Annotated in this window: 27 protein-coding genes; 12 read left to right on the plus strand and 15 right to left on the minus strand. The window is 62.7% G+C overall.

What is annotated here, in order from left to right; genetic code table 11:
- The first annotated feature begins 304 nt into the window (after nt 1-304).
- The 5 genes from GA615_RS08420 to GA615_RS08440 all read left to right on the plus strand — a co-directional run bounded on the left by GA615_RS08420 (nt 305) and on the right by GA615_RS08440 (nt 5735).
- The gene (locus tag GA615_RS08420) at nt 305-1447 is read left to right on the plus strand and encodes a hypothetical protein (RefSeq protein WP_152050834.1); all 1143 of its coding nucleotides are present in this window, start codon (nt 305-307) and stop codon (nt 1445-1447) included.
- Nucleotides 1448-1771: 324 nt separating this feature from the next.
- Nucleotides 1772-2653, plus strand: a complete 882-nt coding sequence (locus GA615_RS08425; protein ID WP_235905227.1) for a cytochrome C assembly family protein — start codon at nt 1772-1774, stop codon at nt 2651-2653.
- 5 nt (nt 2654-2658) lie between these two features.
- Nucleotides 2659-3933 (plus strand): glutamyl-tRNA reductase, encoded by a 1275-nt coding sequence (gene hemA / locus GA615_RS08430; RefSeq protein ID WP_235905246.1) that lies wholly within the window; start codon nt 2659-2661, stop codon nt 3931-3933.
- 228 nt (nt 3934-4161) lie between these two features.
- Nucleotides 4162-4626 (plus strand): hypothetical protein, encoded by a 465-nt coding sequence (locus tag GA615_RS08435; RefSeq protein ID WP_152050836.1) that lies wholly within the window; start codon nt 4162-4164, stop codon nt 4624-4626.
- A gap of 143 nt (nt 4627-4769) precedes the next feature.
- The gene (locus GA615_RS08440) at nt 4770-5735 is read left to right on the plus strand and encodes a tetratricopeptide repeat protein (RefSeq protein ID WP_161602232.1); all 966 of its coding nucleotides are present in this window, start codon (nt 4770-4772) and stop codon (nt 5733-5735) included.
- A gap of 55 nt (nt 5736-5790) precedes the next feature.
- On the opposite strand, the gene GA615_RS08445 is transcribed toward GA615_RS08440, so the two are convergent.
- Nucleotides 5791-7098 (minus strand): 6-phosphofructokinase, encoded by a 1308-nt coding sequence (locus GA615_RS08445; RefSeq protein WP_152050838.1) that lies wholly within the window; start codon nt 7096-7098, stop codon nt 5791-5793.
- 144 nt (nt 7099-7242) lie between these two features.
- Nucleotides 7243-8289, minus strand: a complete 1047-nt coding sequence (locus tag GA615_RS08450; protein ID WP_161602233.1) for a hypothetical protein — start codon at nt 8287-8289, stop codon at nt 7243-7245.
- Between the two features lie 420 nt (nt 8290-8709).
- Here GA615_RS08450 and GA615_RS08455 point away from each other — a divergent pair, with 420 nt between their 5' ends.
- Nucleotides 8710-9477 (plus strand): class I SAM-dependent DNA methyltransferase, encoded by a 768-nt coding sequence (locus GA615_RS08455; protein ID WP_152050840.1) that lies wholly within the window; start codon nt 8710-8712, stop codon nt 9475-9477.
- A 107-nt stretch (nt 9478-9584) separates the two neighbouring features.
- Here the strand turns inward: GA615_RS08455 and GA615_RS08460 are convergent, their stop codons facing one another.
- Nucleotides 9585-10055 carry a quercetin 2,3-dioxygenase gene (locus GA615_RS08460; RefSeq protein WP_235905231.1) on the minus strand — a complete coding sequence of 157 codons (471 nt, stop codon included), beginning with the start codon at nt 10053-10055 and terminating at the stop codon, nt 9585-9587.
- Nucleotides 10056-10393: 338 nt separating this feature from the next.
- On the opposite strand from GA615_RS08460, the gene GA615_RS08465 reads away from it, so the two are divergent.
- Both GA615_RS08465 and GA615_RS08470 read left to right on the plus strand, forming a co-directional pair.
- Complete coding sequence (locus GA615_RS08465) at nt 10394-11116, plus strand: 3-keto-disaccharide hydrolase (RefSeq protein ID WP_235905233.1); 723 nt, start codon at nt 10394-10396, stop codon at nt 11114-11116.
- A 455-nt stretch (nt 11117-11571) separates the two neighbouring features.
- Nucleotides 11572-13674, plus strand: coding sequence for a sodium-translocating pyrophosphatase (locus GA615_RS08470; protein ID WP_152050842.1), 2103 nt, complete (start codon nt 11572-11574; stop codon nt 13672-13674).
- Between the two features lie 72 nt (nt 13675-13746).
- Here GA615_RS08470 and GA615_RS08475 read toward each other — a convergent pair whose 3' ends face one another.
- Nucleotides 13747-15567, minus strand: coding sequence for a M61 family metallopeptidase (locus GA615_RS08475; RefSeq protein ID WP_152050843.1), 1821 nt, complete (start codon nt 15565-15567; stop codon nt 13747-13749).
- Between the two features lie 149 nt (nt 15568-15716).
- Complete coding sequence (locus GA615_RS08480; protein WP_235905235.1) at nt 15717-16199, minus strand: ribosome-recycling factor; 483 nt, start codon at nt 16197-16199, stop codon at nt 15717-15719.
- Nucleotides 16200-16410: 211 nt separating this feature from the next.
- On the opposite strand from GA615_RS08480, the gene GA615_RS08485 reads away from it, so the two are divergent.
- On the plus strand, nt 16411-16809 hold the full coding sequence (locus tag GA615_RS08485) for a GatB/YqeY domain-containing protein (RefSeq protein ID WP_152050844.1): 399 nt from the start codon (nt 16411-16413) through the stop codon (nt 16807-16809).
- Between the two features lie 2 nt (nt 16810-16811).
- Here the strand turns inward: GA615_RS08485 and GA615_RS08490 are convergent, their stop codons facing one another.
- Together GA615_RS08490 and GA615_RS08495 are read right to left on the minus strand one after the other, a co-directional pair.
- Complete coding sequence (locus tag GA615_RS08490) at nt 16812-17147, minus strand: thioredoxin family protein (RefSeq protein WP_152050845.1); 336 nt, start codon at nt 17145-17147, stop codon at nt 16812-16814.
- Nucleotides 17148-17173: 26 nt separating this feature from the next.
- Nucleotides 17174-17554, minus strand: coding sequence for an STAS domain-containing protein (locus tag GA615_RS08495; RefSeq protein ID WP_161602234.1), 381 nt, complete (start codon nt 17552-17554; stop codon nt 17174-17176).
- Nucleotides 17555-17737: 183 nt separating this feature from the next.
- On the opposite strand from GA615_RS08495, the gene GA615_RS08500 reads away from it, so the two are divergent.
- Entirely contained in the window at nt 17738-18568 is an 831-nt protein-coding gene (locus tag GA615_RS08500) for a lysophospholipid acyltransferase family protein (protein ID WP_152050847.1), read from the plus strand.
- Here GA615_RS08500 and yidD read toward each other — a convergent pair.
- Genes yidD through GA615_RS08525 form a run of 5 tightly spaced genes read right to left on the minus strand, consistent with a single transcriptional unit; the run spans nt 18553 to nt 20854 of the window.
- Nucleotides 18553-18795 carry a membrane protein insertion efficiency factor YidD gene (gene yidD / locus GA615_RS08505; RefSeq protein WP_152050848.1) on the minus strand — a complete coding sequence of 81 codons (243 nt, stop codon included), beginning with the start codon at nt 18793-18795 and terminating at the stop codon, nt 18553-18555. The two genes, GA615_RS08500 and yidD, sit on opposite strands and share 16 nt — an antisense overlap.
- Nucleotides 18792-19199, minus strand: coding sequence for a ribonuclease P protein component (gene rnpA, locus GA615_RS08510; RefSeq protein ID WP_152050849.1), 408 nt, complete (start codon nt 19197-19199; stop codon nt 18792-18794). Before rnpA ends, yidD begins: the two co-directional genes overlap by 4 nt.
- Nucleotides 19196-19483: a hypothetical protein gene (locus GA615_RS08515; RefSeq protein WP_152050850.1), complete on the minus strand. Its 288-nt coding sequence runs from the start codon at nt 19481-19483 to the stop codon at nt 19196-19198. Before GA615_RS08515 ends, rnpA begins: the two co-directional genes overlap by 4 nt.
- 6 nt (nt 19484-19489) lie before the next feature.
- On the minus strand, nt 19490-19813 hold the full coding sequence (locus GA615_RS08520) for a MerR family transcriptional regulator (RefSeq protein ID WP_152050851.1): 324 nt from the start codon (nt 19811-19813) through the stop codon (nt 19490-19492).
- A gap of 48 nt (nt 19814-19861) precedes the next feature.
- Entirely contained in the window at nt 19862-20854 is a 993-nt protein-coding gene (locus GA615_RS08525; RefSeq protein ID WP_152050852.1) for a DnaJ C-terminal domain-containing protein, read from the minus strand.
- Between the two features lie 213 nt (nt 20855-21067).
- On the opposite strand from GA615_RS08525, the gene GA615_RS08530 reads away from it, so the two are divergent.
- Complete coding sequence (locus GA615_RS08530; RefSeq protein ID WP_152050853.1) at nt 21068-21523, plus strand: hypothetical protein; 456 nt, start codon at nt 21068-21070, stop codon at nt 21521-21523.
- Between the two features lie 109 nt (nt 21524-21632).
- Nucleotides 21633-22730 carry an Mrp/NBP35 family ATP-binding protein gene (locus GA615_RS08535; RefSeq protein WP_152050854.1) on the plus strand — a complete coding sequence of 366 codons (1098 nt, stop codon included), beginning with the start codon at nt 21633-21635 and terminating at the stop codon, nt 22728-22730.
- 129 nt (nt 22731-22859) lie between these two features.
- On the opposite strand, the gene GA615_RS27780 is transcribed toward GA615_RS08535, so the two are convergent.
- The 3 genes from GA615_RS27780 to GA615_RS08550 form a co-directional block, all read right to left on the minus strand.
- Nucleotides 22860-23504: a DUF433 domain-containing protein gene (locus tag GA615_RS27780; RefSeq protein ID WP_201750142.1), complete on the minus strand. Its 645-nt coding sequence runs from the start codon at nt 23502-23504 to the stop codon at nt 22860-22862.
- A 422-nt stretch (nt 23505-23926) separates the two neighbouring features.
- Nucleotides 23927-25492, minus strand: a complete 1566-nt coding sequence (locus tag GA615_RS08545) for an N-acyl-D-amino-acid deacylase family protein (protein ID WP_152050855.1) — start codon at nt 25490-25492, stop codon at nt 23927-23929.
- Nucleotides 25493-25501: 9 nt separating this feature from the next.
- Nucleotides 25502-25999: a hypothetical protein gene (locus GA615_RS08550; RefSeq protein WP_152050856.1), complete on the minus strand. Its 498-nt coding sequence runs from the start codon at nt 25997-25999 to the stop codon at nt 25502-25504.
- Between the last annotated feature and the right edge of the window lie 19 nt (nt 26000-26018).

The raw sequence follows: 26018 nt of genomic DNA on the forward strand, positions 1-26018 counted from the left end.
CGCTGATCGATTCGTGTGACTGCGTGTTGCGGAAGGGTGTTTGCTCACGGACGCATGGACGAATCGGGCCGACTCGACCAACGCGAAGGACGCCCGTTGCCTGGTGAGTGCTGGTGGGAACGTTGCTCGTTCCCGATCGAATTCTCGGATTGCTTCAATTTAGATTTCTTCGTATCACACCGGTTAACGATCGGTGTGATCCCTCCCGCGCACTGATTGAACTCACGTGAACACGTTGCCTTTGCTCACTCCCTCAACGGATGCGGGAGGGGGAGGTCACCTCCACGGATGCGGAGGAATGCTCATGGCAGTCGATCGACGGAGACGGAGTCAATGGACGGTTCGTGATTGCTTCGTGTGCCGGACCATTGGTCCGTTCGCATTGCTCTTGATCCTGACCCAACCGGTCCTTTCGCAAAGCGATGAGACCTCTCAGGGTCCCGACACGCCAAACCTCTCGCTGATCGACCGATCGATCTCGCTCGTTCGTCCCGAGCAGGGCGAGCAAGGAGATCATCGGCGACGCTGGCTCACCTGGCGCATCGAATATCGCTTGCGCAATGCCCAACCCACCCCCCTTCGCTTCGATCCCGAAACCCTCTTTTGCACGGTCGAAGGCTGGGCCTCCAACTCCCGGGCCGAGGGGCACGGCCTCCCCCGACGAGCCGATCACGCGATCCGAGGCGGAGAGCTGTTTCAATCTCGCGTGTGTTTGATCGATCATGAAGATCCGACACTCGCGTGCAGCGAACGAGCCACCTTGCAACTCTGGGCTGATGCGCAAGGCACACCCGAGGCTCCTGCTTCGGGAACCCCCACCGAACCGTCTACCGAGGGGATTCTTGTGGAACCGGGAGCCGTCCTCCGGGTCCGGCTGCTTCTGGAGCATTCCCACCATCTCTACGGGCTGTCAGAACCTCTGCTTGGCACTCGAGAGCTGAATCTCCGGGTTGGCCCAGCCGCCTTTCGAGACCGTCTCGACCTCGATCGGCCGCTCGCTCCCGATCGTGAAATGGATCGGCTGAGTCCGATTCCCGAGGAACGGCGCGATCCTCGCGTCTACTTCTCTCCGCCCGACAGCTTGTACCTCGATGCCGCTCTGTCCGGTTTTCGATCCTTTCAGTTTCGAGACCTGAAAGTCCCGCGCGACGCTCCCATGCGCCTGAGCTTCCGCTACTTCCGATCGAGTGATTCGACCGGAAAAGTTCGAATGGAGCTGAAGCAGTACAAGGACGTGCCCAACTCGTATCAGGTTCTCACTCAGGCCAAGCGAGTTGAGGAACTGCCCGAATTGGGAGAATGGGTGCTGGTCGAGCATCGTTTTCATTCCGACCCGCTGGCCACCACCATGCAACTCCGGTTTTTGATCGACTGTGAGGGAGACGGTCCCTCGGCGGTCTGGATCGACGACGTGGTCCTTGAACCGATCGACTTGGCGGCGAATTGACGGATTGACTTCGCGCGTCAAGAACGGCAAGTCCCGAGTCGGGGCAATGCGGGTTGCTTCCGTTGCCTTGTTCTGCCCTCTGTTTGCCAGGGGTTCGAAGGACCGAAGGCGGGGCAGAACGGTTCGGCGTGGCGGTCGCAACCCGTTTGTTCGGAGTTCTCGGAACGCGAAGACGGCGATCAACGCTGGGCTCGGAGGGGACGAGCCATTATAATTTGAGCAACGTCGGGCATTCGCAGTGAGGAGAACCGCCAAGGGTTCGACTCTCAGAGAGTTTGCCTCAGTCCGGCGTTTCCTCCGCCCTCCCTCCTGTACCAGCCCGCCATGATCGACCGCCTCAGTGTCCTTTGTTTCGCCGGGACCTACGGTCTGGCCCTGGCCGCGGATCTGGCCCGCCTGATCCTGAGGGTTCCGGTGCGCTGGCAACTGGCCGTCGGGCTCACGGCGCTGGGATGGGTGGTGCATACGGCGTTCCTCGTCAATCTCGCCTGGCGAGTTGGGGAGGTCCCGATTGCCACCGTTTTCCATTCGTTGCTGGTGCTGGCCTGGATTCTCTCGGGAATCGGCCTGTATTTGACCTTCAGAGCGCCGAAACCCTCGGCGATCGGGGTGTTCGTGCTTCCCCTGGTGCTGGCCTTGCTCGGAACGGCCGTGGCGATGCCGGCTCAGGCGAGAGCCGACTGGACCCGGCTCGGAGGGTGGGAGACGGTCTGGGGAACGATTCACGGAATCCTGCTGCTGCTCGGAGCGGTGAGTACCTGCGTTGCATTTCTGGCCGGCCTGATGTACCTCGCCCAGGCCGACCGGTTGAAACGGAAGCGTCCCCAGCGGTTCGGAATCGCCTTGCCCAGCCTTGAGCAATCAGAGCGATGGAACCGCGCAGCGATTACGCTGGCCTTTCCGATGCTCACCGCCGGGCTGGCGATCGGGATTGCGCTGAATGCGGGTTCGAGACGGGTCGGCAACGCCGTGCTCGACTGGTCGGACCCGAAGGTCATCAGCGCGGCGGGGCTTTGGGTCGTGTTCGCAGCCTTGCTTCACGTCCGCTATCGACCCGAGTGGCGAGGGAAGCGGGTCATGTTACTGACGGTTCTGGCCTTCGCCTTCATGCTGTTCACGCTGCTTGGCGTCGACCTGCTGCTGCCGACCGCTCATGGGGTGGCCCGTGGGGCGATCGTCGGCCAGAGCCTGGAGGTGTCGCCGTGAAGCTGATGGCTCTGGGGGTGGATCATCACTCGGCACCCCAGGCAGTGCGTGAGGCCCTCGCGTTCGACGGCCCGAAGCGAGCCGACGGGCTTCGGGCGATGAAGGCCCGTTTCCCGGACATCGAATTCGTGGTGCTTTCGACCTGTAACCGGGTTGAGCTGTACGTCGCGGGTGATCCGGAACTGATGCCGCAGGTCGGCGACCTGACCCAGTTCCTGGCCGATTTCCACGGGATTTCCGTCGACCACTTCGCAACGCACCTGGTCGATTACCACGACGAGGAGGCCATCGAGCACGCCTTCCGGGTGACGAGCAGCATCGAGAGCCTGGTGATCGGCGAGGGACAGATTCAGGGGCAAGTGAAGGAAGCCTACGAGGCCGCGAAGGAGATTGGCACGGTCGGGCCGATCTTGCACGAGGTTTTCCAGCAGGCTGCCCGAGTCGGCAAGCGCGTTCGAGAGGCGACCGGCATGGATCGGGGCCGGCTGTCGATCGCCAGCGTGGCGGTCGATGTGGCTCGTCGCGTCTTCGATCACTTCCAGGACAAAACGGTCCTGGTGATCGGTGCCGGGAAGATGGCCGAGTTGACCCTTCGCCACCTCGATCCGCTCAAGCCGGGGCGGCTCCTGGTCACCAACCGCAGCTTCGACCGAGCCCGAGACACGGCGGCCCTGTGGGGAGGGGAGCCCCTCCCGTTCGACGACCTGTATCGGGCACTGGTCGCGGCGGATGTGGTGGTGAGTACCACGGCGTCGGCCGAACCGATCGTCTCGTACGAGCTGTATGCCCGAGTGCTGAAGGCACGCAGGTATCGCCTCTCGTTGATCCTCGACATTGCGGTCCCTCGCGATTTCGACCCCCGGATCAACCAGCTGGAGATGGCCAATCTCTACAGTGTGGATGACCTCCAGGCCGAGGCCGACGCCAACCGCAAAGGTCGGCTCCGCGCCGTGGAAACGGCCTCCATGATCGTCAGCGAGGAGACGGCGGCGTGCGTCGAGGCAATCCGGCACCGGCACCACGCCGGCTCGATCCTCCGACAACTGGGCGACTATTCCGACGCGGTCCGGAACCGGGAGCTGGATCGTCTGTTTGCCTCTCGACCCCACCTCGACGAGAGCGACCGCAAGGCGATCGCCCAGACACTCCACCGCTTTCAAAATCAACTGTTGCACCATCCGAGAACCGCGCTCAGGTCGGCTACGACCGTTGCCGACGGTTCCGGACGATCGTTGATCGACGCGGTGCGCCACCTGTTTGGTCTGCGAGAGGGAGCCTGAAGACTCTCGTGGAGAAAACTGGGTGGGCCAGCTCGACCGAACCCGCCCACCCGACGGGAGTGGTCCTCGCCGCCGGTGACTTGTCGGACGGTGTGATCACTCGTAGCATGATCTCGAAAGGGGCGAGTCCCCGTCCCGTCCTTACCGCCCGACCGGGCGACCGATTGCACCGGTCTGCGAGCCTTTGCCCGCGGCCGAGTCCGTCACGCTCCGATTCGGGGGCCCGTCATGGCCGATTCCTCCTTGAAACGCCTGCTCCTCATCGTCACCGGCAGCCATCTTCGCGCGGAAGAGGTCGATCGTCCCCTGGCGTATTACCTTCGCAAAGAAATCGAGCGATCCCTGGAAACTCTGGAGGATGCGGGGGGCTTTCAGGTCCGGGTCGTCTCTGACCTGCGATGGCTGCACGATGAGGTCTTTCAGGAGATGCCCACGATTTCGCTCGGCGGCCCTGGGGTCAACCTGCTGGCTCATCGCTGGTTGGAAGAGCTGCCCCTCTCCCTGGCGGTCGAAGATCAGTACTTCATCCAGATGGACCCTGACCTCTCAGAACTGAAGGTCAGTATCTGGGGCATGGATAATCCGAAGACGCAGATTGCGGTCTCGGCCTTCGTGAGCCGGTTTCTGCCGCGGTTTCTCGAACGATGTCTGATCGAAACGCCCGATCCGATCGACCTCGACGACTTTGAATAAGCCCTCTCCTTAATGTTTTGTCTGGTATGTCGCGCCGTCGCCCCTCCCAATCTCGCTTTCGAAGATCGCCCAGGTCGGCTCCCACGGATCGGGCGACGAAGGCTAAGGTACGACGCCCGGTGGTCGCGGCCCTGGGGTTGACGATGCTCCTCCTGATCCTCGTCGGTGGGATCATCTGGAGAACTCGCCTCGGCGCGTCGAGAGACGGGACTCCGGCTCCCTCGTCCCTTGCCGGTGATTGGAAAGGGGGCGCGGGTGATCGTTCGGCCTGGTTGCGACGCATTGATGAACTGAGGGTCGAGGATCGACCGATCGAGGCCATGACGACCGGATGGGCGGCCTATCGCTCGGTGGCCCCCGGAGAGCGCACCGAGGTTCTCAAGGCCCTGACCCTCGCCCAGCTGGCGGACGTTCCCGAAGATCAGGCGACCGCCTCCTTGCAACGGAGGGTTGAGGCCGATCCGGACGAGCTGGACGCCAGGGTGGCCTTGCTCCGCCGTTCGCTGGTGGCCAGCCCCTTGCCGCTCGATCAACCTCGAATCGGCCGCTCCTCGGAGAGAACGGAGCTCGCCTTGAACGAGCTGACGACCTTGCTGGAGCAGCACCCCGATCATCCCGGGGCTCGGGAGGCCGTGATTGACGCCTTGCTCGACTCGGGACGGATTGAGGAGGCGCGATCGCTCTTGCGAGCGTGGCCAGAGGCCTTCGTAGACGATCCGAGACGCTTGCGACTTCAGGCCCGCCTCGATCTTGATTTCGAAGGCCGGCCCGACCAGGCTATCGAGGCGCTCACCACACTGCTCTCCTCGACTCCGCACGACTGGCACCTTCGCGCCCGACTCTCTCGGGCCCTGGAGATGCAAGGAGCATTTGAAGACGCCCGCCGTCAGGCCCGAATCGTCGATCAGCTCCGGGAACGTCTCGATCCCGATCGGCTCGGCCGACGACTTGCAACCGCGATCCGAAGACTCGACACCCCGGAATCTCTCGACGACCTGGCAAACCTCTGCGCCTCGGTCGGGTTGACCAAACTGGCCTCGGCCTGGCGGCTCGAAGCGGAAACGCTTCGAGCCGCCCAGGCGTTGCGTAATCGACCTCCAGGCACCTGATGACCTGGAACAGGGGACCCCGCCGATTGGTCAGACGAGGCCCTCGGGAGTCACATCACTCGCTGACCTGGGTTTCGAGGAACCGGGCGAGGCGATGGAAGTCGGACTTCTCTTTGATGAAACGGACCACGGTGATCAACGTCTTCGGATCGACGAGGTGATCGAAGTCGACGTAGTTCAAATCGAGCTGACCAGCCACCGAGATCATCACGCCGTCGCGGTTCTCTTCCACCAGCGCTCGATACGCCCCGACGCCAAGCTGACTGCCGAGCATCACGTCGAAGGCGTGCGGAGCCGCGCATCGGGATTCGTACCCAAGCTGCAGGCCGGTCACTTTCCGAGACTTGCCCGTTTCCTTCTTGTACTCCTCGGAGACGAGGCGGGAGAAGGTCCGGCCGAGATCCACCTGGGCAATCGAGATGTGCCCGTGATCGTCTCGGGGAATTCCCTTGAGGTACTCGGACGGCAGGAACTCCGCGAGCCCTTCGGCCAGGACAATGACGCCGAATTCCTTGCCCTCGCGTTCCCGAGTCCGCATTGCCGAGACGATGTGGCGCACGACCTCGGGCAGGTTCATGATCTTCCGGGTCTTGGTCTCGCCGGTGTTCGGGTCGGTGGTCGTTTCCTGAGACGCAAACCGACCGGAGACGTCCTCGACGCTCAGCACCAGGCTCGCCTCGCCGGCCATGGCCGCGCCATAGGCGAGCCACCCGGCCGATCGGCCCATGGTTTCGGCCAGATAGTAGGCCCGGGTCGCCTCGGCATCGGCCAGGAGGTTCCGGATCTCGCCAGCCAAGGTTTCGACTGCGGTGAAGTAGCCGAAGGTGAAGTCGATTCCGAGGTAGTCGTTATCAATCGTCTTCGGAACATGGACGACCCGAATGTGCCGGGAGCCCTTGTCCAGATGCTTCTGGACCAGTCGAAACTTGTTGGCCGACTTCAGGGTGTCGTCGCCACCGATCGAGACGAGGGCATCGACCTCCAGCGAGGCCAGTGCGGCGTGAACCGTCCGGAGCGGTGCGTTCTTCTCGGAATCGGCCAGGTCGTCGGGATGGTTGACGTGCTTGCCGGGGTTGGTCCGGGCCGTGCCAATCATGATCCCCCGGCTGTTCCGGGTGCGTCGGAGACGCTGAGCGTCGATGGTGATGTAGTCGCGGCCCTCGACCAAGGGGCGATCGGGAGCGTACTCGACCAGATGCGAGTAGCCATTCAGGATGCCAACCACCGAGATCCCTTGCCTCAGGAACGAGGCGGCTGCCGTCGAAATCACGGCGTTGGCTGCCGGGGCGGGTCCACCGGCAAAAAGGATGGCGACGCGGCGAATCGGCGGCTGGTCGCCGGACCCCTGGTTCTGCGCAGTCATGGGAGCTCCAAAGGCATTTCGGAGAATGATCCAGAATCCAGAGGGATCATACCGAAAGTCCAGGGTCCTCTGGAACTGCGGAAACGCCTTGGCAGTCTCAGGGAGTCATCGTCGAACGCTCGAATATCTCCCAACGGGGAACGGTCATCGATGGACCGACCACCACCGCCGAACCCCCGACCCCATGCGACGACTCCAGGTCCAGGCCCTGGCGGATCGAAGGGAATCGAGTCGCACCGAACGTCGGGCTGAGGCTTGCGCCTCGATCGCCGATTGCGTCGCGGCCTGAGCTTCGAGCAGTTGAGCGCGGGCATCGTGAAGCCGTTGACGCTCGTCGGAAAGGTGGCGAGTGAGCAACTGGGTCTGAAGGCGATACCAGTTTCGCTCGGCCTGAAGCTCATCGAGTGCCGGGTCGGGATCGCACGGGTAGCCGAGCACGTCGAAGGTCTTGCGTTGCTGATCGGCAATCGTCTCGGCAATCTGGGCCGGAATCAGCTCGCGCCAGATGCCGGGGCGGCCCAGGCCAAAATGGTACTGCCAGACCTGGAGATTGGAGCGCCGGGCGTCAATGGTGAAATAGCCGACGACCTCATGAGGGGGTCGGATGATCCGGTGATCGATGCGGAGGGCCAGGTTTTCGAGCTTCGGGATCGGATCGGCCACCAGATCCTCATAACGAACCTGGAGCACGCCTGGCCGGTCCCACCAGGCAGGGCTGAACGTCAAGACGGCTCCGGGATGCGAAATCCCGGCATATTGCCGGAACTCAAGACTGATGGGAGACGCCCCGCGAAGAGTTCGTGGCGTACCGGTCGCATCGGTCCATTCCGGCGCGGTCAGGGTGTGTTGCGCGTAGTTCAAGGCCGAAATCAAGACATCGAGGGGATGCCGGGCCGGCGTCAAGACCCGAAACCCATGCCGGGCGATCAGGGCATCGAAGCTCGGGTCGGGGTACTGATGAATCTGGAGAATACAGCGCGAGGGAAGGTGATCCCAGTCGAGTTGTTCCGGGCGGTCGACCGCCAGTTCCACCAATCCGTAAAGGGACGCAATAAGCCCTCGGACCCAGGTGTTCCCGGATCGAGGTGTCCCGATCACCGCCAGTCGAAGTGGCTGATTGACCAACTCGGCTTCCGGAGTCACCACAAGCCGATCCGCTCCTTCGAGGGATCGACGCTCGACCTCACTCATCGTCACAGGTCCGACTCCTTCTCCCTCGCCATTCCCCTCCTCCAAACCGGGGCTTACCACGGATCATTCCCCCTGGCAAGACAAGAATCCGACGAATTCACAAGCTGGGGCACCTGGCGAAACCAGGTGAGCTCCCCCCCCGAATTTCAGCCCTTGGTCATCGCTCGACCGATCGCTCAGTACGGAACCCACACCCGACCAAAATTCGATTTGACACATCAACACAATCAACACTCGCAATCTTCTTGTGACAACTTCTGAGATTCTTGGCTCGATTCTCGGTCGGCGACCCGTTATCATGGGAGAGTCGAAACGTTTGACGCGGCATGGTTTCAGGCAGCGTTCAAGGCACCATGATGCTCAACGCCGAGACATCTTTTCCTCTAACCTTTCAACATTCATTTTTCTCGACAACTTAAGATGACGAAACGCCATCGAATTCAGTTTCCTCGTGAGAAACAAGATCTTGCGCAGAATGAAGCGTTCTTTTACTTGCTGACAGGTGATTCGAAACGCAAGATCCGCTTCCACGATTACGATGAAATCTACAAGATCCCCGGCCTTTATGAACAACTGTTCTACGACCGCTTGAAATGCATTTCTCACAAAAAGGTTTGTGAGATTCTCAAGTCGGCCGTCGACCAGTCCAAGGACAACCTCTCCGAGCTTCGAGTCCTGGATCTCGGCGCCGGCAACGGCATCGTTGGCGAAACCCTCAAGACGATGGGAGTCTCGCGGGTCGTCGGAATCGACATCATCCCCGATGCCGCGCAGGCGACCGAACGGGATCGGCCGGGCGTCTACGACGAATATTACGTCGCGGATTTGACGGATCTCTCCGAGGAACAGTCTGAGGAGATCCGAACATGGTCGCTCGACTGCTTGACGACCGTCGCGGCCCTCGGGTTTGGTGACATTCCTCCCCGGGCGTTTATCTCTGCGGTCAACCTGTTACAAAACGAAGCGTGGGTCGCATTCAACATCAAGGAATCGTTCCTCGATGAGAATGACATGAGTGGGTTCTCCCAGATGATCAGGCAACTGATCTTCTCAAAGTACCTCGACCTCTATCATCTGGAACGCTATCGTCACCGCCTCTCCATCACCGGCGAACCCCTGTATTACTTCGCGGTCGCGGGCCGAAAGAATGCAGACATCCCGATTGACTTTATGAAGCGGGATCGCTGAGTCAGGGGTGCCATCCGATCGAGGTCAGCCGAAACCCCGGCATCGGGGTTTCGGGGTTTGGGACGAGCAGGTGGCAAGCCGTTTGAGCGACGAGGGCCCACGCCGAATCAATGGGCGGGCAGACGAATTTCGAGGCCGTAGCGGGGAGCGGCTTCGATCAAACGATCGATCTCTTGCTGTGAGGGAGGTGTCGGCTCGTCTCCGTCCGCCGCAGGCCGGCCAACCTCCAGAAAGAACTGTTCGAGGCCGGCCGGCGTGGTCATGATCAGCATCCGGGCGGGAGTTTCCCCAACGTTGCGAAACCAGTGGAGACTTCCCCTGGCCAGGCTGATCCATGCGCCCGGATCGGGCCGGAAGGTCTGACCATCCGCGTGAAATTCGAGGCTCCCTTCGAGGATGTAGAACGCCTCGTCTTCACGATGATGAAGGTGAGGAGGGGGACCGGATTGCGGAGAAACCCAGGCTTCGATCATCGAAAAGGCCCCTCCCGTATCGTCTCCCGAGGCCTTGATCGTATACCGATCTCCCACGACCCAGATGGACGGGCCGTCCCCCGCTACGGTCATGCCGGTTCGCATGGATTCGATCCCCTGAAGTCGGACGTTGCCATCGAGTGCGATGTCGGATGATTCTGCCGTCTCTGAATCATCGGCACCGCACCGCGACACCTGAAGGGTTGGAGAGATCGTCCGGCAGCGGGGTCCGATCCGTCAAGGGTCGTCCGGAACATGGCACCCTTCGACACCAAGGGGACCGGGAGGTTGCGGCGCGTCGGGCCCTCGGCGACACTCAGGCGACGAACGACACCGAGCCGACCTCGTCCGATCCTTTCGCCGAGCGTTCCGACGAGAGGCCGACCGGTCGAACGAACCCTGGGGTGTCGTCGATCCGAAGGCTCAACCAAGGACTTCACACCATGTTTCAACTGACGATTGGTCTGGCCGGCCTGCTCGCCCTTGCTCCGGTGATTCCCAGCGATGAGCACTCCGAGGGAGTCTCGCAGGCGATCATCGACGGCACCGGACCGGGCTGGCGAGCTCTGGGTGAAGACGACTTCGTCAACGTCAATACCGACGACGACACCTGGTCGTTTGAAGGAAACCTGATCCGATGCACCGGGCAACCGGTGGGCGTGACGCGAACCAAGGAACCGCTGACGAATTTCGAGCTGGTCGTGCGATGGCGTCACATGAAGCCGGCGGGGAACTCGGGGGTGTTCGTCTGGGCTCCGGCCGAGGCGCTCGAGGGGATTGCTCGAGGGACCTTGCCCCGAGGAGGGATTGAGGTGCAGGTCCTCGACCCCGCCTTTGCCACGCAGTACGAGGAACGCACCGGCCGCAAAGGGGATTGGTTCACCACGCACGGCGACGTCTTCCCGGTCGGCACCTCGACCTTGACGCCGTACGCGCCGACCTCTCCCGATGGCTCGCGAGGCTTCCCGCGCGAGGAGCGAACCCTCGGCACCGGCGAGTGGAACCACTATTATATCCGAGCCATCAACGGAGAGGTTCGGCTCTGGGTCAACGGGCAGGAAGTCTCTGGAGGAATGAACGCTCAGCCGGCAACCGGCTACCTCTGCCTCGAATCCGAGGGGTCGCCGATCGAGTTCGAAGGGCTCCGCATCCGGGAATTGCCGTGATCCGGAGCGACTGAACCTCCACTCCGTCACCTCGGCGGGAACGATCCCCCCCCCAAGGACGATCGACCTTCTGAACCTTCCGGTGTTCACGATTCGAGGAGTCCTCGGCTCGTTTCGGCCACCGGAAGGTTTTTTTGTTTTCGTTAGGCGGTTCGAGCCTCGTCGCGCCGAAGTCTCCCTGGTCAGGCCACACCTTTGAACGGCCTGTCCAAGACGGAGGGTGGTCGAGTGTTTGGATTCGACAACGAGCTGTCAAGGAAAATCGGCGGCAGTCTACCGAGCGATTCCCGTTCGTGATAAGTTATCTGTTCGTGATGGTGTTCAGCGTCAGGCTTGAAGCTCGACTCTTGGATGACACTTGATCGAATCTGACTCGTGGCATGCTTGCGTCTTGATCCCATCGTTGCGGTTCCCCGCCCCCCTTGAATGAACCGAGAGAGAGAGAGGATCGGTCGATGTTGACCTTTTCGTTGTTGATCGGCGTCGCGTTGCTGGCGCTGGTCTTCACCGTTCTGACCGCGCTGGCCGTTCTGAAACACAGCCCCGGCAATGATCGGATGCAGGAGATCTCGGGGTACATCCGTGATGGAGCCAAGGCGTTCCTCCACCGGGAATACAAGATTCTCGTACTGTTTGTCCTGGTCATTGCGATCTTGCTTGGCGTCTTCATTGCCTGGGGAACGGCCCTGTCGTTTGTCGTCGGAGCGGTGATCAGCGGCGTGGCGGGCAACATCGGCATGCAAATCGCCACTCGGGCGGCCGTTCGAACGACCGAAGCCGCCAAGACCAGCCTCAACGAAGCGCTCCACGTTGCGTTCCAGAGCGGCAGCGTCATGGGCTTGAGTGTCGTCGGCCTGGGATTACTGGGCATCTTGTGCCTTTACCTGGGCTTTGGCGTCGAGGCGAACCGCGACCGCCTGGATTGGCTGCTCGGGTTCAGTTTCGGTGCGTCCGCGGTCGCCCTGTTCGCCCGTGTCGGCGGCGGGATCTTCACGAAGGCGGCCGACGTGGGGGCCGACCTCGTCGGCAAGGTCGAGGCGGGGATTCCCGAAGACGACCCGCGCAATCCGGCGGTGATTGCCGATAACGTCGGTGACAATGTCGGCGACGTGGCGGGCATGGGGGCCGACCTGTTCGAGAGCTACGTCGGGAGCATCATCTCGGCCATGATCCTCGGCGCGATCGCCTACGGGGCCGAGGGGGTTCTGTTCCCCCTGGCGATCTCGGCGGTCGGGATCGTCGCCAGCATTATCGGCACCTTCTTCGTCAAGACGAAGGACGAAGGGCACGTGAACGCAGCCCTGCACCGAGGGACCATCATCGCCTCGGTCATCGTGGCGATCGGCACCTTCCTGCTGGCGAAATACGAACTGGGCGATCTCAACCTGTTCTGGGCGAGCCTGGCCGGACTGGCGGCCGGAGTGATCATCGGCCTCTTGACTGAATACTACACGAGCTACCAGTTCGGCCCGACGAAGGCGATCAGCAACGCCTCGCTGACCGGTACGGCCACAAACATCATCGAAGGGCTTGCCGTCGGTATGCGGAGTACCGCCTGGCCGATCCTGGTCCTGTCGGTGGCCATCGGCATTGCCTTCGCCATGGGAGGATTGTACGGCATCGCCATCGCGGCCGTCGGGATGCTCTCGACCCTCGGAATCTCGCTGGCCGTCGATGCGTACGGCCCGGTTGCCGACAATGCGGGCGGCATCGCTCAGATGGCCGCCCTCGACGAAAACGTCCGCCACACGACCGACGCCCTCGATTCGGCCGGCAACACCACCGCAGCGATCGGCAAGGGGTTTGCGATCGGCTCGGCGGCCCTGACCGCACTGGCCCTGTTCAGCGCCTTCACCACTGAGTCGGGGCTCACCGGAATCAACCTCTCGGAACCCAAGGTGGTCATCGGTGTCCTGATCGGAGCGATGCTACCGTTCCTGTTCAGCAGCATGGCGATGACGGCGGTGGGCCGGGCCGCCTTTGCAATGGTCGAGGAAGTGCGTCGGCAGTTCCACGAGATCCCCGGCCTGATGGAAGGCACCGGGATTGCCGACCACGCCCGTTGCGTCGACATCGCCACCAAGGGAGCTCTCCGGGAGATGATCCTTCCCGGCCTCCTCGCTGTGTTCGCTCCGGTGGCGATGGGCTTGATCCTCGGGATCGAAGCCCTTGGCGGCATGCTCGCCGGCACGCTTGCCAGCGGTGTGATGCTCGCCTTGATGATGTCGAACTCCGGTGGAGCCTGGGACAATGCCAAGAAGTACATCGAAACCGGGAAGCACGGCGGCAAGGGAAGCAACGCTCACAAGGCCTCGGTCGTCGGCGACACCGTCGGCGACCCGTTCAAGGACACCGCCGGGCCGAGCCTGAACATCCTGATCAAGCTCATGAGTATCGTCGCCCTGGTTTTCGTGCCGGTCTTCGTCGACTTCGGGAGCCTGATCGGCGACCGCCTGATTGAACCAACGCGTCCCTCGGTCGAATCCTCCGTCTTGCTGGACGTTCCCGCCGAGGACGCAGAGGTCGCTCCCGTTCCCGAGGTACTCAACCCCGAGTGATCCGATCCGAAATGCCCCGGCCCGTTGACGGATGAATCAAGGCATCCGTCAACGGTGAGCCCTTGGTCGAATTTACTCTCCGAGCCATCGAGAGCGGCGGGCGATCTGCTCGTCGGTCGCCTCGGGATCGGCCTCGATGCGATAATGGTCGGGGGGCGAGGCAACAAGGGTCACGTCAAGCCGCATCAATTGCTCTCGACGAGCGATCAGTACCGAGACGGTTTCGCCCGGGGGGTACTGACCCACCCGTTTCGTAAATCCGTCGGGTGGAACCCGCAGATCGCCGATGGCCAGGATCTCATCGCCGACGTTGAAGCCGGCCTCGAATCCAGGTGTCTCTCGCTTCACGGCGGAGACAACCAGGCGGCCGCCATCGGTTTTGGTTTCCAGGCCGATCCAGCCCCGGTCCGGGTCGGTGGTCGAGCCGTCTTCGGGTGCTTCTGGCTTTTCGATCGGCACAAAACGAAGGCCGAACCAGTCAAGCGCCGGCTCGTAGTCGAGTTCCTCGGTCGATCGCAATGCCCGAGCGAACCAGGGGTCGAGATCGACCCCGGCAACCTCCGTGACCACACTCAGGAACTGCTCGGACGAGAAACCCGACTCCCCCGAATAGCGCTCGAAGGCCCGTCGCATCACGTCGTCGAGACTCCTGGCGTCGTTGGTGGCGCGGCGGATCTCGGCGTCCAGCAGGAAGGCGACGACCGCCCCTTTCGTGTAGTAACTGATGGAAGTGTTTGCCGAGTTCTCGTCGCGGCGATAGAGCTTGATCCAGGCATCGAAGGAAGATTCTTCGAGCGGATGGACGAGTCGGCCGGGGTTTTCGTGCAGACGCTGGATGTCGTTCTTCGGGCGGTCGTCTCCCGAACCGGGGCGGGGCGGATCACCCGCCAGAAGCTCCTTCACCGAGCAAAGGCCGGCCCTCTTCACAAAGAGGCGATCATAATAGCTTGTGATCCCTTCAGCGACCCAGAGGCTCCGGGTATGCACCTCCTTCTCGTAGTCGAAGGGTCCCAGCTCGACCGGCCGTAGCCGCTTGACATTCCAGGTGTGAAAGTATTCGTGACTGACCAGATAGAGCCAGTTCAGATAGGTCGACCGGCTCCGAGTTGCCCATCGGCTGCTCATCAGGACCGTCGAGTTCCGGTGCTCCAGTCCACCCCCTGAGCCGGTCAGGAGGTTGAAGAAGACGTACCGGTCGTAGGGCAACGAGCCCCAGAAATCTCGCTGCGTGCGGACGATCGTTTCGACATCACGCGCCGATCGGGGGCCATCCCAGATTCCCGCCTCTCCTTCGTTGACGAGCAGGTGGGGGATTCCGTCCACCTCGAACTCGTACACGTCGGGATTGCCGGCGTAGATCGGCGAATCCACCAGAATCTCGTAGTTCTCGGCCACATAATGATGGGGAGCCCCCCCGGGAGCATCGGGCAAGCCGGTAATCGATCGGGACCAGTCGGGATGAAGTTCGAGGGTGACTTCGTGCGGTCGGGGGGGAGAATCTGCTGGGCTCAAGAAGGTCGGAGCGCCGTTGATCATGGCAAAGGAGGCATCGATCCAGTTCGTCTGAACCCCCATCTCCCGGCCATAAACGCGGTAAGACACGATGACACGATCGAGTCCGTCCGCATCGATGCTCCAGCGGTTTTTCCGCACCTTCCGAACCGCGAGCGGCGTACCCTCGGAATCACGAGCGGCCACGGCCTCCACGTGCCGCGAAAATTCCCGGATCAGGTACGAACCGGGCGTCCAGGTGGCCATGAACAGTTCAAGACTTGGGCGGCCGTCGGTCGGCACCTCGGCCTCGACCTCGACGTAGTGCGTCCGAGCCTCGGGGAACCGGAGCACGTAGCGGACGGGGGTCGGTGTCTCGTCGGCAATCGTGGGTATTGGCATGATCAGAATCGCAAGACAGGCAACTTGAAGGGTTCTCACGGGCTCGGGTTCCTCCGAGGCAATCGGCCAGGGTCGAGAAGCTTGACGCGTCAGGAGAGGAACGGTTCCGCCCCATGATGCTCAAGACCCGTGCCTCGGAGCAATCCGCTTCAGCCGCCGATCTCCGCCACCTTGGCGGCGATCAGGCGGTCGATTTCGGCGACAGCGGCGTCGGTGGCCTCCTGAACAGCGCGTTCAGAGCCTCGCCCTCTGGCGGCGATTTGCTTCCGGGCGTCCTGCCGGATCATCCGAACGGCAACCTTGGCCTGATCGCCGAGTGATCGGACATGGCGGCATACCTCCTGTTTCTGCTCCCCGCTGATCGGCGGAACCGTCACGCGGATGGTCGTTTTGTCCATCGCGTAGGCCGAAATCCTGGCCTCGTTCAGGGCTTTGACCACGGCCGGCACCACCGCAGGGTCGAACGGTCGAATCAGCAACTGATCTGCGCGACCCGAGACCGACGCCAGCCGATTGATCGGCAACGAGTTGCCCTGGACCGAAACACGCACGCTTCCCACCATGCCCGCGTCGACCGTACCCGATCGGATCCCCACCAGTTGCTCGGCCAGGTGGCGGACGGTTCGGGTCATCCTCGGCTTCCAGTCGTTCATGAGCATTCGAAAGGGCTGGGCGAAACGGTACACTGGTCGGAGAATCCATCCGACGCCTCGGCTCAATGGTATCCGGATCACCGTCCGACGGCACCCTCGCGCCTCTCGGGAACGCGAACCTGGATCGCCTCGAATTTCTCTTGGATCTCAACGAGCCAATGGGACGTGATTGAACGAAAGGAACAACGCCATGTCCATCGTCGCTCAGATGCGAACGCAGTTGAAAGACTCAATGAAGGCCCGCGACGCCGTTCGAACCAACTTCCTGCGCTACTGGATCGCGCAGCTCACCACCGGCAGCGGCGAGGAGGTGGCGGACGAGCAGGCGATCAAGAAAATGCGAGCGATGCTCAAGGAAGCCCGAGGCGGCCAGACTTCGTTCAGCCCCGAGGAAGTCGCCCTGATCGAGGAATGGGTTCCGCCAACCCTCGACCGCTCCCAGATCGGTCTGGAGCTCGCCCCCGTTGCCGATCAGATCAAGGCCGCCCCGAAGGACGGTCAGGCCATGGGGATCGCCATGAAGTCCCTCGCCGGGAAACCCGTCGAGGCCGACGACGTGAAGGCCGTCATCGCCGAGCTGCGAGGGTGATCCTAATCGGCCGGATCAAAACCGGGGTTCACGAGCGCTGCGAACCCCTCCCGCAGTTCATCCGGATCGGGCCGTGAAACCTGGCAAATCACCTCGCCATCGCGGAGAAAGACGAACGTCGGCCAGAGCTTGACCCGGAATGATCTGCCGAGCGGGCGGCCAGGTCCGTCCTCGATGGGAATGTGGATGATCTCCGGGTGAGCGTCGAGCAGGGCATCACGCTTGGGTGCGGTCGCCTGACAGTGGCCGCACCACGACGCCCCGAATTCGAGCAGGACGAGGCCCTTCATTTGGTCCACCTCGTCTCGGGTCGGTTCGCGGTCGAAAGAGGTGCTCATCGCAAGGAACCTCTCGGGCCTGCCGGTCAAGAAGAGGGCAGTTCGTCGGCGTTCCCCTCCGGTTCGGAAGGGCCGAAGGAGGCGATCGCCTCGGGGACCGTGCGGTAGAGGTCCCAGTGAGCGTCCATCTGCATTGTTTCGAGAACCTCCATCGTCGATCGGCCGACCCGGGCGAACACAACCTCACCGGATCGTTTCCGGATCTGTCGCGTCAGGGTCATCAGCAATCCCAGCGCCGACGGTCCCAGCGGGCCAACCCCGCTTAGCTCGAAGATGAATCTCCGGTGGCCCGCGTCGAGCAGGGCGTCGAGATCGCGGGAGGCATCATGAAGGCTGGCGTCGTGGATGACACCCGCCAGGTTCCCGACGACCGTCACACCGTGGTCCATTCGGTAGTCGATCGGCATGGGTGTTCCTCCCATTTTGCTGGAGCCGACAAGGCCCATTGAACCCCGAGTGTCCAAAACGCACAATCAATGCCGTACCGCGAAGCCCGCGATGCGAGCTGATCGAGGTCGATCAGGCAGCCACCAGACCGGGCCGGATTCCCCATCGTACGGGAGTCCCGAGGCGAACGGGAGAGCGATCGGATGGATCATGCCGGCAAACGGGACAAGGCGACGAACGCGCCGGCTCCTGGCCCCAAGATGATCACGGCCGACAAGTCCGGATGGCCGACACACGCCGTCCATGCCTTGATCCGCTGGAAGCTCCGCGGGCACTTTCACGGGATCCATGCCCAGGGGCTCGGCTCGCTTCGAAAGGCGATCGACGACGATCCGACCGGCGTTCTGTTCCTGGCCAATCATTCCAGCTGGTGGGATTTCTTCATGGCCCACTGGATCAATGTGACGGTTCCCGTCGATGGGTACGGGATGACCGAGCACTCGAATATGATCAAGTACGGATTCTTCAAGCGCATCGGCGCCTATTCGGTCGATCGAAACGATCCAGGGTCGGTCCGAGCCTCGCTGGATTACACGGCCGACTTGCTCCGGCGTCCGAGGGCCGGGGTCTGGCTGTTTCCGCAGGGGACAATCGCTTGCAACGACGTTCGCCCGCTGGAGTTCCAGGGAGGGCTGCGGCTCTTGCTTCGTCGCGCCGGGCGTTTGCGGATTGTCCCCGTCGCCCTGCGGTTCGAATACTGGCAGGACGAGCGGCCCGAGGCATTCGCCCGGTTCGGGACTCCTGGCTGGGCCGATCGCTCCGAACGGTCGGGGGTAATTGAGCGCTGGCAATCGCGTCTGACCGATGAACTGGATGCCCTGACGGCCGATGTCCTCACTCAGGACGCCACGCGGTTTGAGCCGATTCTGTCGGGCCAGGGGTCGATCAACGAGCGCTACGCCCGGTTTCGCTCGCGCTTCGGAGGGCCTCCGGCCGACTATTCGACCGCCCGGAAGCCTCAAGGGGGATCATAGCCACCGGGATGCCACGGATGGCAGCGGAGCAGCCGGCCGGTTCCTTTCCAGAGCCCACGAACCAGGCCATACTTGCGTAAAGCTCCGACCATGTAACGGCTGCAACTGGGCTCGAACCGACAGGCATTGCCGATCAAGGGGGAGAGGAGCAACTGATAGACCCGGATCAGCAGGCAGAGCCCCTCCACGGCAATTCGGCCGGGCCATTGCCAGGGTCGCAGCCTCATGGCAAGGTCTCGGGGGCGGGACGAGGATCGCGAGGGCGTGATCTTGCTCGGTCCCTCGCCAGTCGACCGGCGACCGCGTTGGCCAGGTGGGGCAAGGATCGGTTCGCCTGTTCGAAGGTCAGGGCGGGGCCTCGGGGCACGATCACCAGATCGACTCCGGCGGGAAGGACCTCCTTGTTCAGGCGAAAGGCTTCCCGGATCAGGCGTTTGACCCGGTTGCGGTCGGTCGCCTTGCGGACCCGTTTCCGGCCGACGGAGATGCCGAGCCTCGGATAGTCGAGGCCATTCTCTGCGCCATAGACGATCAGGGCCTCATCCGAGGCGGATCGACGGCGATCGAACGCTCGTCGAAAATCAGCCGGGCGAGCAATGCGTTCGTGAGGGCGAAAGGTCGCGGCGGTCATGAGGGGGTCTCGGTCTGATCGCCGTTGCGATCGCGGTCGATGGTGCCAGGTGGCTCGGGGTCGGGCCAGGAGATCGGTCGGGGTTGCGCAAGTCGCTGGCGGATCAGCCGACCCCGCCGAGCGAGGTGCCAGAGGATCAGGGCCGTGAGTGAGGCGACCGCCACGAGCAGCACCGCAAGAAACTCGGCGTAAGCCCGACCGACCCGACGCCGTACGGCCGGGTCCTTGGCGATCATCGTTCGGAGGGGTCGAGGCGACGGCGGGTTCGCGTGGGGATCGGGCATCCGGCGTCAGTCCTCGTCCGATCCCTCGACGTCGTCCTCATCAACGATCGCCTCGTCAAGTTGTTCGGCCAGGTGGTGAAGCTGGCGGCAAACGCGATCCAGGCGAGCCTGCATTTGGAGGATCGCCTCGATTCCGGCCAGGTTGATTCCCGCGTCTCGGTGGAGGCTGACCACGGTCCAGAGGCGACGGACATCCGACGGGGAATAGCCCTCAACCTCTCCGGAGCGAATCACCTGGACCAGTCCCCGACGTTCGTAGGCCAGCAACCGCCGGGTCGAGATCGCCAGGTGGTGAGCGACGTGATCACGAGGGAGGATCGTCGGGTTCATCGGCGAGGGTTCCGACAAGAACAGCCTTGAGACGATCGAAGGACCCGATTACCAGAGTCCCTGGCGAGGGTCCGACGGATTGCGGGAGGCGAACTGCTCGATCAATTGGCGGCTTTCCTCGTCCACCGATTTGGGCACGACCACCTTGAGGACCGCAAACAGATCGCCGGCGGGCCGTTCCCCCCGAGCAGGAACCCCCTGTCCTTTGAGGCGAAGTTTCTGGCCGCTGGAGCTTCCCGGAGGAATCGTCAAGGTTTTGACCCCCGAGAGGGTCGGGCAATCGACCCGAGCCCCGAGGATTGCCTCGTTGACCGAGATCGGCAGGTCCACCAGCAGATCACGCCCATCACGGCGGAAATAGCGGTGCGGGTCGACGTGGACCGTGATGACCAAAGAGCCGGGCGGGCCACCACCTGTCCCCGGATTTCCCTTGCCGCGCAGGCGGATCTTGGCGCCATCCTCAATTCCCGGCGGAATCTTCACGGTCAAGGTTTCGGTCGCGCCGTCGGGCCGGGCAATCACGATCGGCTGTTCGCCACCGGTTACGGCCGTGAGGAACGGAATCCGCAGGGAGGACTCGACATCCCCGCCCCCACGGTGTCCCCCTCGGCCGGCGCGACGACCACCGCGGACTCGACCGAGAATTTCCTCGAAGATGCCGCCACCGACGTCAAAATCCTCGGCCCCTCCGGGAGCGGTTCTTCCTCCCGCGGCGGTACCGAAGAACTGCGAAAAGTCGACATTCTCAAAGCCTGGCCCCTGACGAGCCGACCACTCGGCCCCACCGGCTCGAGGTCCGGCCGCGCCAGCCCCCTCGAAGGCGGCCTTGCCGTACAGGTCGTAGAGCTTCCGCTTCTCGGGATCGCTCAGGACGTCGTACGCCTCTTGAAGCTCTTTAAAACGCTTCTCGGCCGCCGGTTTATCGTCGGGGTTCAGGTCAGGGTGATGCTTGCGAGCCAGGGAGCGGTAAGCGCGTTTGAGATCCTCGGCGGAGGCTCCCCGGTCCAGGCCCAGCACCTCGTAAAAGTCGCGTTCGGGCATCGCGATGGCGACCCTTTCCGGCCAGATCGGGGCACAGCAAGACGCTCTCGCTCGTGGAGACCTTACTCATCATAAGAGGACTCGACATTGCGTTTCAAGCGAGGTCACGATTCGTCGGCACCCGAGTCTCGCCCCAGGATTGACCTTCGTCTAGAATGTTGTACCGATTTCCAGCCATTTTCGGGAATGAGCAGTCCGGGATTCGAGTCTCGCATGACCCCTCGCCAACTGGTGGTGATTTCTGAACGCCGAAGCACCTGGGCCACACAGCTCCGAGCCCGGCTCCAGAATCGCCCGGTCATCTGGCGAGAAACGCGAGGGACGAATGACCTGCTCGCCGCGGTCGAGGGCTGGCCGTGCCCGATCGTGGTGCTCGACCTCGGAACCCAACCCCGGGACGCCCTGGAGCGGCTGGTTCGTCTTTCCGTGCTCGCCCCTTCATCCCTGGTCCTGGTGCTCGATCGACTCTGTCATCCGGATCTTCACGAGCTTGCCCGGTCGATGGGAGCCACGCGGGTCTGGTCGGGGTTTGCTCCTCCTCCGAGGGTCGCCGAGGTGATCGACGGATGGCTCCCCCTGGCCCGAAACCGGACCTCTCAGGCTGGCCGCGCGGCACTCCCCCAACCCGAACCCGACCCGAGCGATCCGATGGCTCTGCTTGAGCTCTGATTCCGAATTGCCCGGCAACGTTACCCAGAAACTTGCCTCACACCGTTTGATCTCGTCTTGCGCACACCCCGCCTTCTGGTTCCCTTTTTGCTTCGAGAGGATTCGCCCGATGTCCGCTTCTCACCCTGCCGGACTGACCGAACAGGACGTCTTGCTCGCCCTGAAAGGAGTCCAGGACCCGGACCTCAAGCGCGACCTGGTCGACCTCGGGATGATCAAGGACATCCGGATCACCGATCAGCTCCTTGAACTGACGGTCAATCTGACCACTCCGGCCTGCCCCCTGAAGGGAAAGATCGAGGCCGACGTCCGCGAGGCGATCGGCCGGAACCTCGGCAACGCCCGACAACTCCGTGTCAACATGACCGCCGACGTTCGGGGCAAGGGAGTGATCGAGAAGGGGGACATCCCCGGCGTTCGCAACGTCATCGCCGTGGGATCGGGCAAGGGGGGGGTCGGCAAATCCACGCTTGCCGCCTCGCTCGCCTATGGCTTGCAACACTATGGGTCGAAGGTCGGCCTGATGGACGCCGATGTCTACGGTCCATCGGTTCCTCATCTCGTCGGTGCCTCGGGCCGACCGATGGCCAAGGGAGAACGCATTCAGCCCATTGAGGCGAACGGTCTCAAGCTCATGTCGATCGGCTTCCTGGTGAAGCCCGAGCAGGCGGTCATCATGCGAGGCCCGATGCTGCACGGCATCGTCAACCAGTTCCTCCATCAGGTGGACTGGGGAGAGCTGGATTACCTCGTCATCGACCTGCCGCCCGGCACTGGGGACGTGCCGCTCACCCTCTCGCAGACGCTTCCCCTGACCGGCGCGGTGGTCGTCTGCACCCCGCAAGAGGTGGCCTTGCTCGATGCGACCCGGGCCGTCGCCATGTTCCGACAGCTCAAGGTTCCCTTGCTCGGCATGGTCGAGAACATGAGCTTCCTCGATCCTCCCGGCGGTGGCGATCGCATGTATCCGTTCGGCCACGGGGGAGCCCGTCGTCGGGCTGAGGAGCTGGACGTGCCGTTCCTGGGGGAAGTTCCGCTCGTCTTCGACATCCGAGAGAAAGGGGACGTTGGCCTCTTGCACGAAACTCTTGCCGAGGGCTCACCGTCGCGTCCCTACTTGCTTGGTGTCGTCGAGGCGCTCGCCCAGCAAATCAGCATCCGCAACCTCAAGGCTCCGAAGATGCCGACATTGGAAATCATCAGCTAAACGTTCCGCGCCCTTCAAGACCGCCTCGGAGGCGGCTCGTACCGGTTCAACGCCTTGAGGGCCGGAGGGGGAATGCTCCCTCCGGCCCTCATGATGTTGAGCCGTTCGTCAAGCCACGATCCTCCTGGTTCAGAAGGCGATCGGTCCGTCCTGTTCGACCGTGAAGGAAAGGCACGCCCGGAGATCGGCTTCGGTCAGCTCGGGGTAGTTCTTAAGAATGGCGTCCCAGCTCCAACCATCGACGATCAACGAGACAACTTGACCGGCCGTAATCCAGGTGCCTCGAACCACCGGAGACTCTTCCGAGACGTGATCGTCGAACACCAGGCGGTCTCGCCAGGGAAGTTCGTCGCCTTCGGTCGCAGGAGCAACCGGATGGTCATCGGTGAAGCTCGCGGACAGTTCGTTCTTGCTCGGCAGCGGGGTCATCGACGACGTGTCGCCGATGCGGCTGGACGACGGAGCCGGATGTCCCCATCCCTCGGCACGAGCCGATCGGGCCGTGATCAGAGCGTCGAGGGCGCGGTCGATCGACTGCTCGGCCTGGGCCACTTCCTCGGCTCTTGCGTTCAGGCCGTTTTCCCCGGCAACCAGTGTTCGTAATCGGGCCACGGCCAGGACGACGCGATCCGCCATCAACGATTCCACCAATCCGCTCGGTGCCAGCTCGGCCCGAAGCGCTTCGATCGTGTTCGAAAATTCCCGGTCGGTTCCACCCAGCACGCCAAGCGTGGCCGAGACGCTGCTCATTGCGGGAAACAAGGCGGTATCCATGTTGATCCTCTTTGATGTGAAATCCAAAGCAGTCGTTTGATTCGAGCTCGAAACCAGAAACGGAAAGCGAACCGCAAGCGTTTCATTCGAGAACGGAGACATGGCTGTGGGCTCCATCGCAGGGGTCGATCGTCGACCAGTTGCTTTCAGTGATCACCGTCGATCACCGGTTGCGTGTCTTACGAAAACAACATCGTTTTTTTGGGAAGCTCTAGTCACAAAAAGTTTGTGGACAGACGCCATAAAATGACAAGTTCCGGCCTAAGTTCTGATTGGGCAAGGAGTAAAAAAATTGTCCGGTTGCAGGAGGTCTTGCGCAACTAGGCAGAATGGTCTTCGTCGGCGCAAGCACAGACCCCGGACGGCATCGACCGGGGCCTGATCGGAGGAGGAAGATCGGGGGCTACGGCCCCAGGGACGGATCATCGGCCGCGCCGGAGGGCTCGACCGGGGGTGGCGCCGGTGGGCTCACCGTCGAAGAGGGCGAGCGTGCCGTTGACCAGGACGTGGCGAACCCCTTCGGCTTCGGTACGGCCGGCCTCGTAGGTCGAGTGATCGCAAATCGTCGCCGGGTCGAAGATTGCCAGGTCGGCGGCAAAGCCGGGGCGGACCAGGCCACGATCGGTCAGGCGATAGCGGCGCGCCGCATGGCTGGCGAGGTGAACGATCGCGGTTCCCCAGTCGTAATCCTTCTTCTCTCGGGTGTGATAACCGAGATAGCGGGCAAAGGCACCCCAGCCTCTCGGGTGGGGATGGCTGCCCCGGAAAATCCCATCAGACCCGGCCATGTGAGCGGGGTGGCGGAGGATGGTTCGAATATCCTCCTCAGTGCGATCGCCGGCCCGGGCGCCGAAAATTCCGACAGCCATCCCCGACCGGATCAAAAGGTCGCAGACCATGTCGCCGGGAGAGACCCCGGCCTGTCGAGCCGCCTCGACCAGGTTCATCCCCTCGGTCCACTGGTCGTCGGGGTTGGCGGTCATGGTGATGGTGATGGTGTCGAGCCCGTAGGTTAAGCCTCCGCTGAACCATTCGGAGTGCAACCGGGCTCGGATCTTGGGGTCGGCCAGGCGCTCGACGGTCGCCTCGATGCCCCCTTCCTGAACCCAGGGGGGCAGGGCGATCATGCCGAGGATGGTGCTGCCCACCAGGTACGGGTAACTATCGAAGGTCAGGTCGATTCCCTCGGCTCGGGTCTGATCGACGAGCCCGAGCAGCAATTCGGCAGGGCCGTTGTAGTGGGAGATATGCACCGCCGCGCCGGATTGGCGGCCAACCTCGGCAATCTCGGCCACGCCTTCGGGAGCTCGCGGACCGTAACCCCTGATATGAGAAACGTAGACCCCGTCCAGCGGAGCAATCTCCTCGCAGAGCGCGACGATCTCGCGGACATCTGCGTAGCGACTGGGAATGTAGTCGAGCCCGCTGGACACCCCGACGGCTCCTGCCTCCATCCCTTCGCGGACGAGTTGGCGCATGGCCTTCAGTTCGTCGTCGGTGGCGGCCCGAGTGTCGAGCCCCATGACCTCCATCCGAACATTGCCGTTGGGAATCAGGTAGGCCACATTCAGGGCCGTCGTTTGATTGAAGCGGGCAAGGTATTCGGCAACCGTATTCCAGTCGTAGGTGATCCAGTCGGGGTTGCCATTGAAGCCGGCGGTGTAACGCCGCATGTAGTCGAGCGTCTTGGGCGAGGCAGGAGCGAAGGCGCTCCCGTCCTGGCCGATGATGTAGGTCGTCACCCCCTGCTTCAGGGCCGCCCGATGAACCGGGTCGGCCAGCAGCATCAGGTCTCCGTGAACGTGCGCGTCGATGAAACCCGGCACGACATAGAGGCCGGTGGCATCGATGACCTGGCCCGCCTCCGCTTGATCGAGACGACCCACCTCGGCGATCGAGGTGTCGAGTAGACCGACATCGGCTCGGAACGGAGGTGCTCCGGTCCCATCGACGACCATACCACCCCGGATGACCAAATCAAACCGCATGAAAATGGCTCACTTGTTGGCGGGGACATGTCGGACCCGGCGCAGGTTCATCACCAGTCCTCCGGGAACCTCGACGGCGCGGACCTCCAATCGGTTCCGGCCGCTCGGTAAGGTGATCGCTCCTTTCATCGGCTGCGGAAAGAAGCGTGTCGGGCTTCCGGTTGCGTGAACCAGAGCCTCTCGTATCTGATCGTTCGACACCACCTGGACCACCGATCCTCCTCGACCGGCAGGGGCGGCGTATTCCACCACGACGACATATCGACCGGGATCGTCGAGCTCGAAATCCCAGCGGATCTCCTCGGCCTTCGAAACCCAGTCGACCACGTACGCCGGTTCTCCCGTCAGACGGAGCCGATCACCGAGCAAGATTGCCCGATCGGCCGGGAAATCGAGAATTCCGTGACGGTCGGCCTCGGGGCGAAACGGTTCATCGGCCCAGGATGGCGGAATGACGACCAGGGTCAGGGCCAAAATCGCCAAGACGCGTCGGGGAAGGTCGAGCATCAGGAGGGTCCGATTGAGA

It is taken from the genome of Tautonia marina, assembly GCF_009177065.1.
Taxonomy (GTDB): Bacteria; Planctomycetota; Planctomycetia; order Isosphaerales; family Isosphaeraceae; genus Tautonia; species Tautonia marina.

What these genes read in the sequence shown, in the direction of transcription:
- rnpA (WP_152050849.1), bottom strand. Translation starts at nt 19,199, where the DNA reads ATGACCGCCGCGACCTTTCGCCCTCACGAACGCATTGCTCGCCCGGCT.
- GA615_RS08535 (WP_152050854.1), top strand. Translation starts at nt 21,633, where the DNA reads ATGTCCGCTTCTCACCCTGCCGGACTGACCGAACAGGACGTCTTGCTC.
- GA615_RS08485 (WP_152050844.1), top strand. Translation starts at nt 16,411, where the DNA reads ATGTCCATCGTCGCTCAGATGCGAACGCAGTTGAAAGACTCAATGAAG.
- GA615_RS27780 (WP_201750142.1), bottom strand. Translation starts at nt 23,504, where the DNA reads ATGGATACCGCCTTGTTTCCCGCAATGAGCAGCGTCTCGGCCACGCTT.
- GA615_RS08455 (WP_152050840.1), top strand. Translation starts at nt 8,710, where the DNA reads ATGACGAAACGCCATCGAATTCAGTTTCCTCGTGAGAAACAAGATCTT.
- GA615_RS08550 (WP_152050856.1), bottom strand. Translation starts at nt 25,999, where the DNA reads ATGCTCGACCTTCCCCGACGCGTCTTGGCGATTTTGGCCCTGACCCTG.
- GA615_RS08495 (WP_161602234.1), bottom strand. Translation starts at nt 17,554, where the DNA reads ATGCCGATCGACTACCGAATGGACCACGGTGTGACGGTCGTCGGGAAC.
- GA615_RS08500 (WP_152050847.1), top strand. Translation starts at nt 17,738, where the DNA reads ATGGATCATGCCGGCAAACGGGACAAGGCGACGAACGCGCCGGCTCCT.
- GA615_RS08490 (WP_152050845.1), bottom strand. Translation starts at nt 17,147, where the DNA reads ATGAGCACCTCTTTCGACCGCGAACCGACCCGAGACGAGGTGGACCAA.
- GA615_RS08465 (WP_235905233.1), top strand. Translation starts at nt 10,394, where the DNA reads ATGTTTCAACTGACGATTGGTCTGGCCGGCCTGCTCGCCCTTGCTCCG.
- GA615_RS08520 (WP_152050851.1), bottom strand. Translation starts at nt 19,813, where the DNA reads ATGAACCCGACGATCCTCCCTCGTGATCACGTCGCTCACCACCTGGCG.
- GA615_RS08480 (WP_235905235.1), bottom strand. Translation starts at nt 16,199, where the DNA reads ATGACCCGAACCGTCCGCCACCTGGCCGAGCAACTGGTGGGGATCCGA.
- GA615_RS08525 (WP_152050852.1), bottom strand. Translation starts at nt 20,854, where the DNA reads ATGCCCGAACGCGACTTTTACGAGGTGCTGGGCCTGGACCGGGGAGCC.
- GA615_RS08530 (WP_152050853.1), top strand. Translation starts at nt 21,068, where the DNA reads ATGACCCCTCGCCAACTGGTGGTGATTTCTGAACGCCGAAGCACCTGG.
- hemA (WP_235905246.1), top strand. Translation starts at nt 2,659, where the DNA reads ATGGCTCTGGGGGTGGATCATCACTCGGCACCCCAGGCAGTGCGTGAG.
- GA615_RS08515 (WP_152050850.1), bottom strand. Translation starts at nt 19,483, where the DNA reads ATGCCCGATCCCCACGCGAACCCGCCGTCGCCTCGACCCCTCCGAACG.
- GA615_RS08545 (WP_152050855.1), bottom strand. Translation starts at nt 25,492, where the DNA reads ATGCGGTTTGATTTGGTCATCCGGGGTGGTATGGTCGTCGATGGGACC.
- GA615_RS08475 (WP_152050843.1), bottom strand. Translation starts at nt 15,567, where the DNA reads ATGCCAATACCCACGATTGCCGACGAGACACCGACCCCCGTCCGCTAC.
- GA615_RS08445 (WP_152050838.1), bottom strand. Translation starts at nt 7,098, where the DNA reads ATGACTGCGCAGAACCAGGGGTCCGGCGACCAGCCGCCGATTCGCCGC.
- GA615_RS08420 (WP_152050834.1), top strand. Translation starts at nt 305, where the DNA reads ATGGCAGTCGATCGACGGAGACGGAGTCAATGGACGGTTCGTGATTGC.
- GA615_RS08450 (WP_161602233.1), bottom strand. Translation starts at nt 8,289, where the DNA reads ATGAGTGAGGTCGAGCGTCGATCCCTCGAAGGAGCGGATCGGCTTGTG.
- yidD (WP_152050848.1), bottom strand. Translation starts at nt 18,795, where the DNA reads ATGAGGCTGCGACCCTGGCAATGGCCCGGCCGAATTGCCGTGGAGGGG.
- GA615_RS08440 (WP_161602232.1), top strand. Translation starts at nt 4,770, where the DNA reads ATGCTCCTCCTGATCCTCGTCGGTGGGATCATCTGGAGAACTCGCCTC.
- GA615_RS08470 (WP_152050842.1), top strand. Translation starts at nt 11,572, where the DNA reads ATGTTGACCTTTTCGTTGTTGATCGGCGTCGCGTTGCTGGCGCTGGTC.
- GA615_RS08460 (WP_235905231.1), bottom strand. Translation starts at nt 10,055, where the DNA reads ATGCGAACCGGCATGACCGTAGCGGGGGACGGCCCGTCCATCTGGGTC.
- GA615_RS08425 (WP_235905227.1), top strand. Translation starts at nt 1,772, where the DNA reads ATGATCGACCGCCTCAGTGTCCTTTGTTTCGCCGGGACCTACGGTCTG.
- GA615_RS08435 (WP_152050836.1), top strand. Translation starts at nt 4,162, where the DNA reads ATGGCCGATTCCTCCTTGAAACGCCTGCTCCTCATCGTCACCGGCAGC.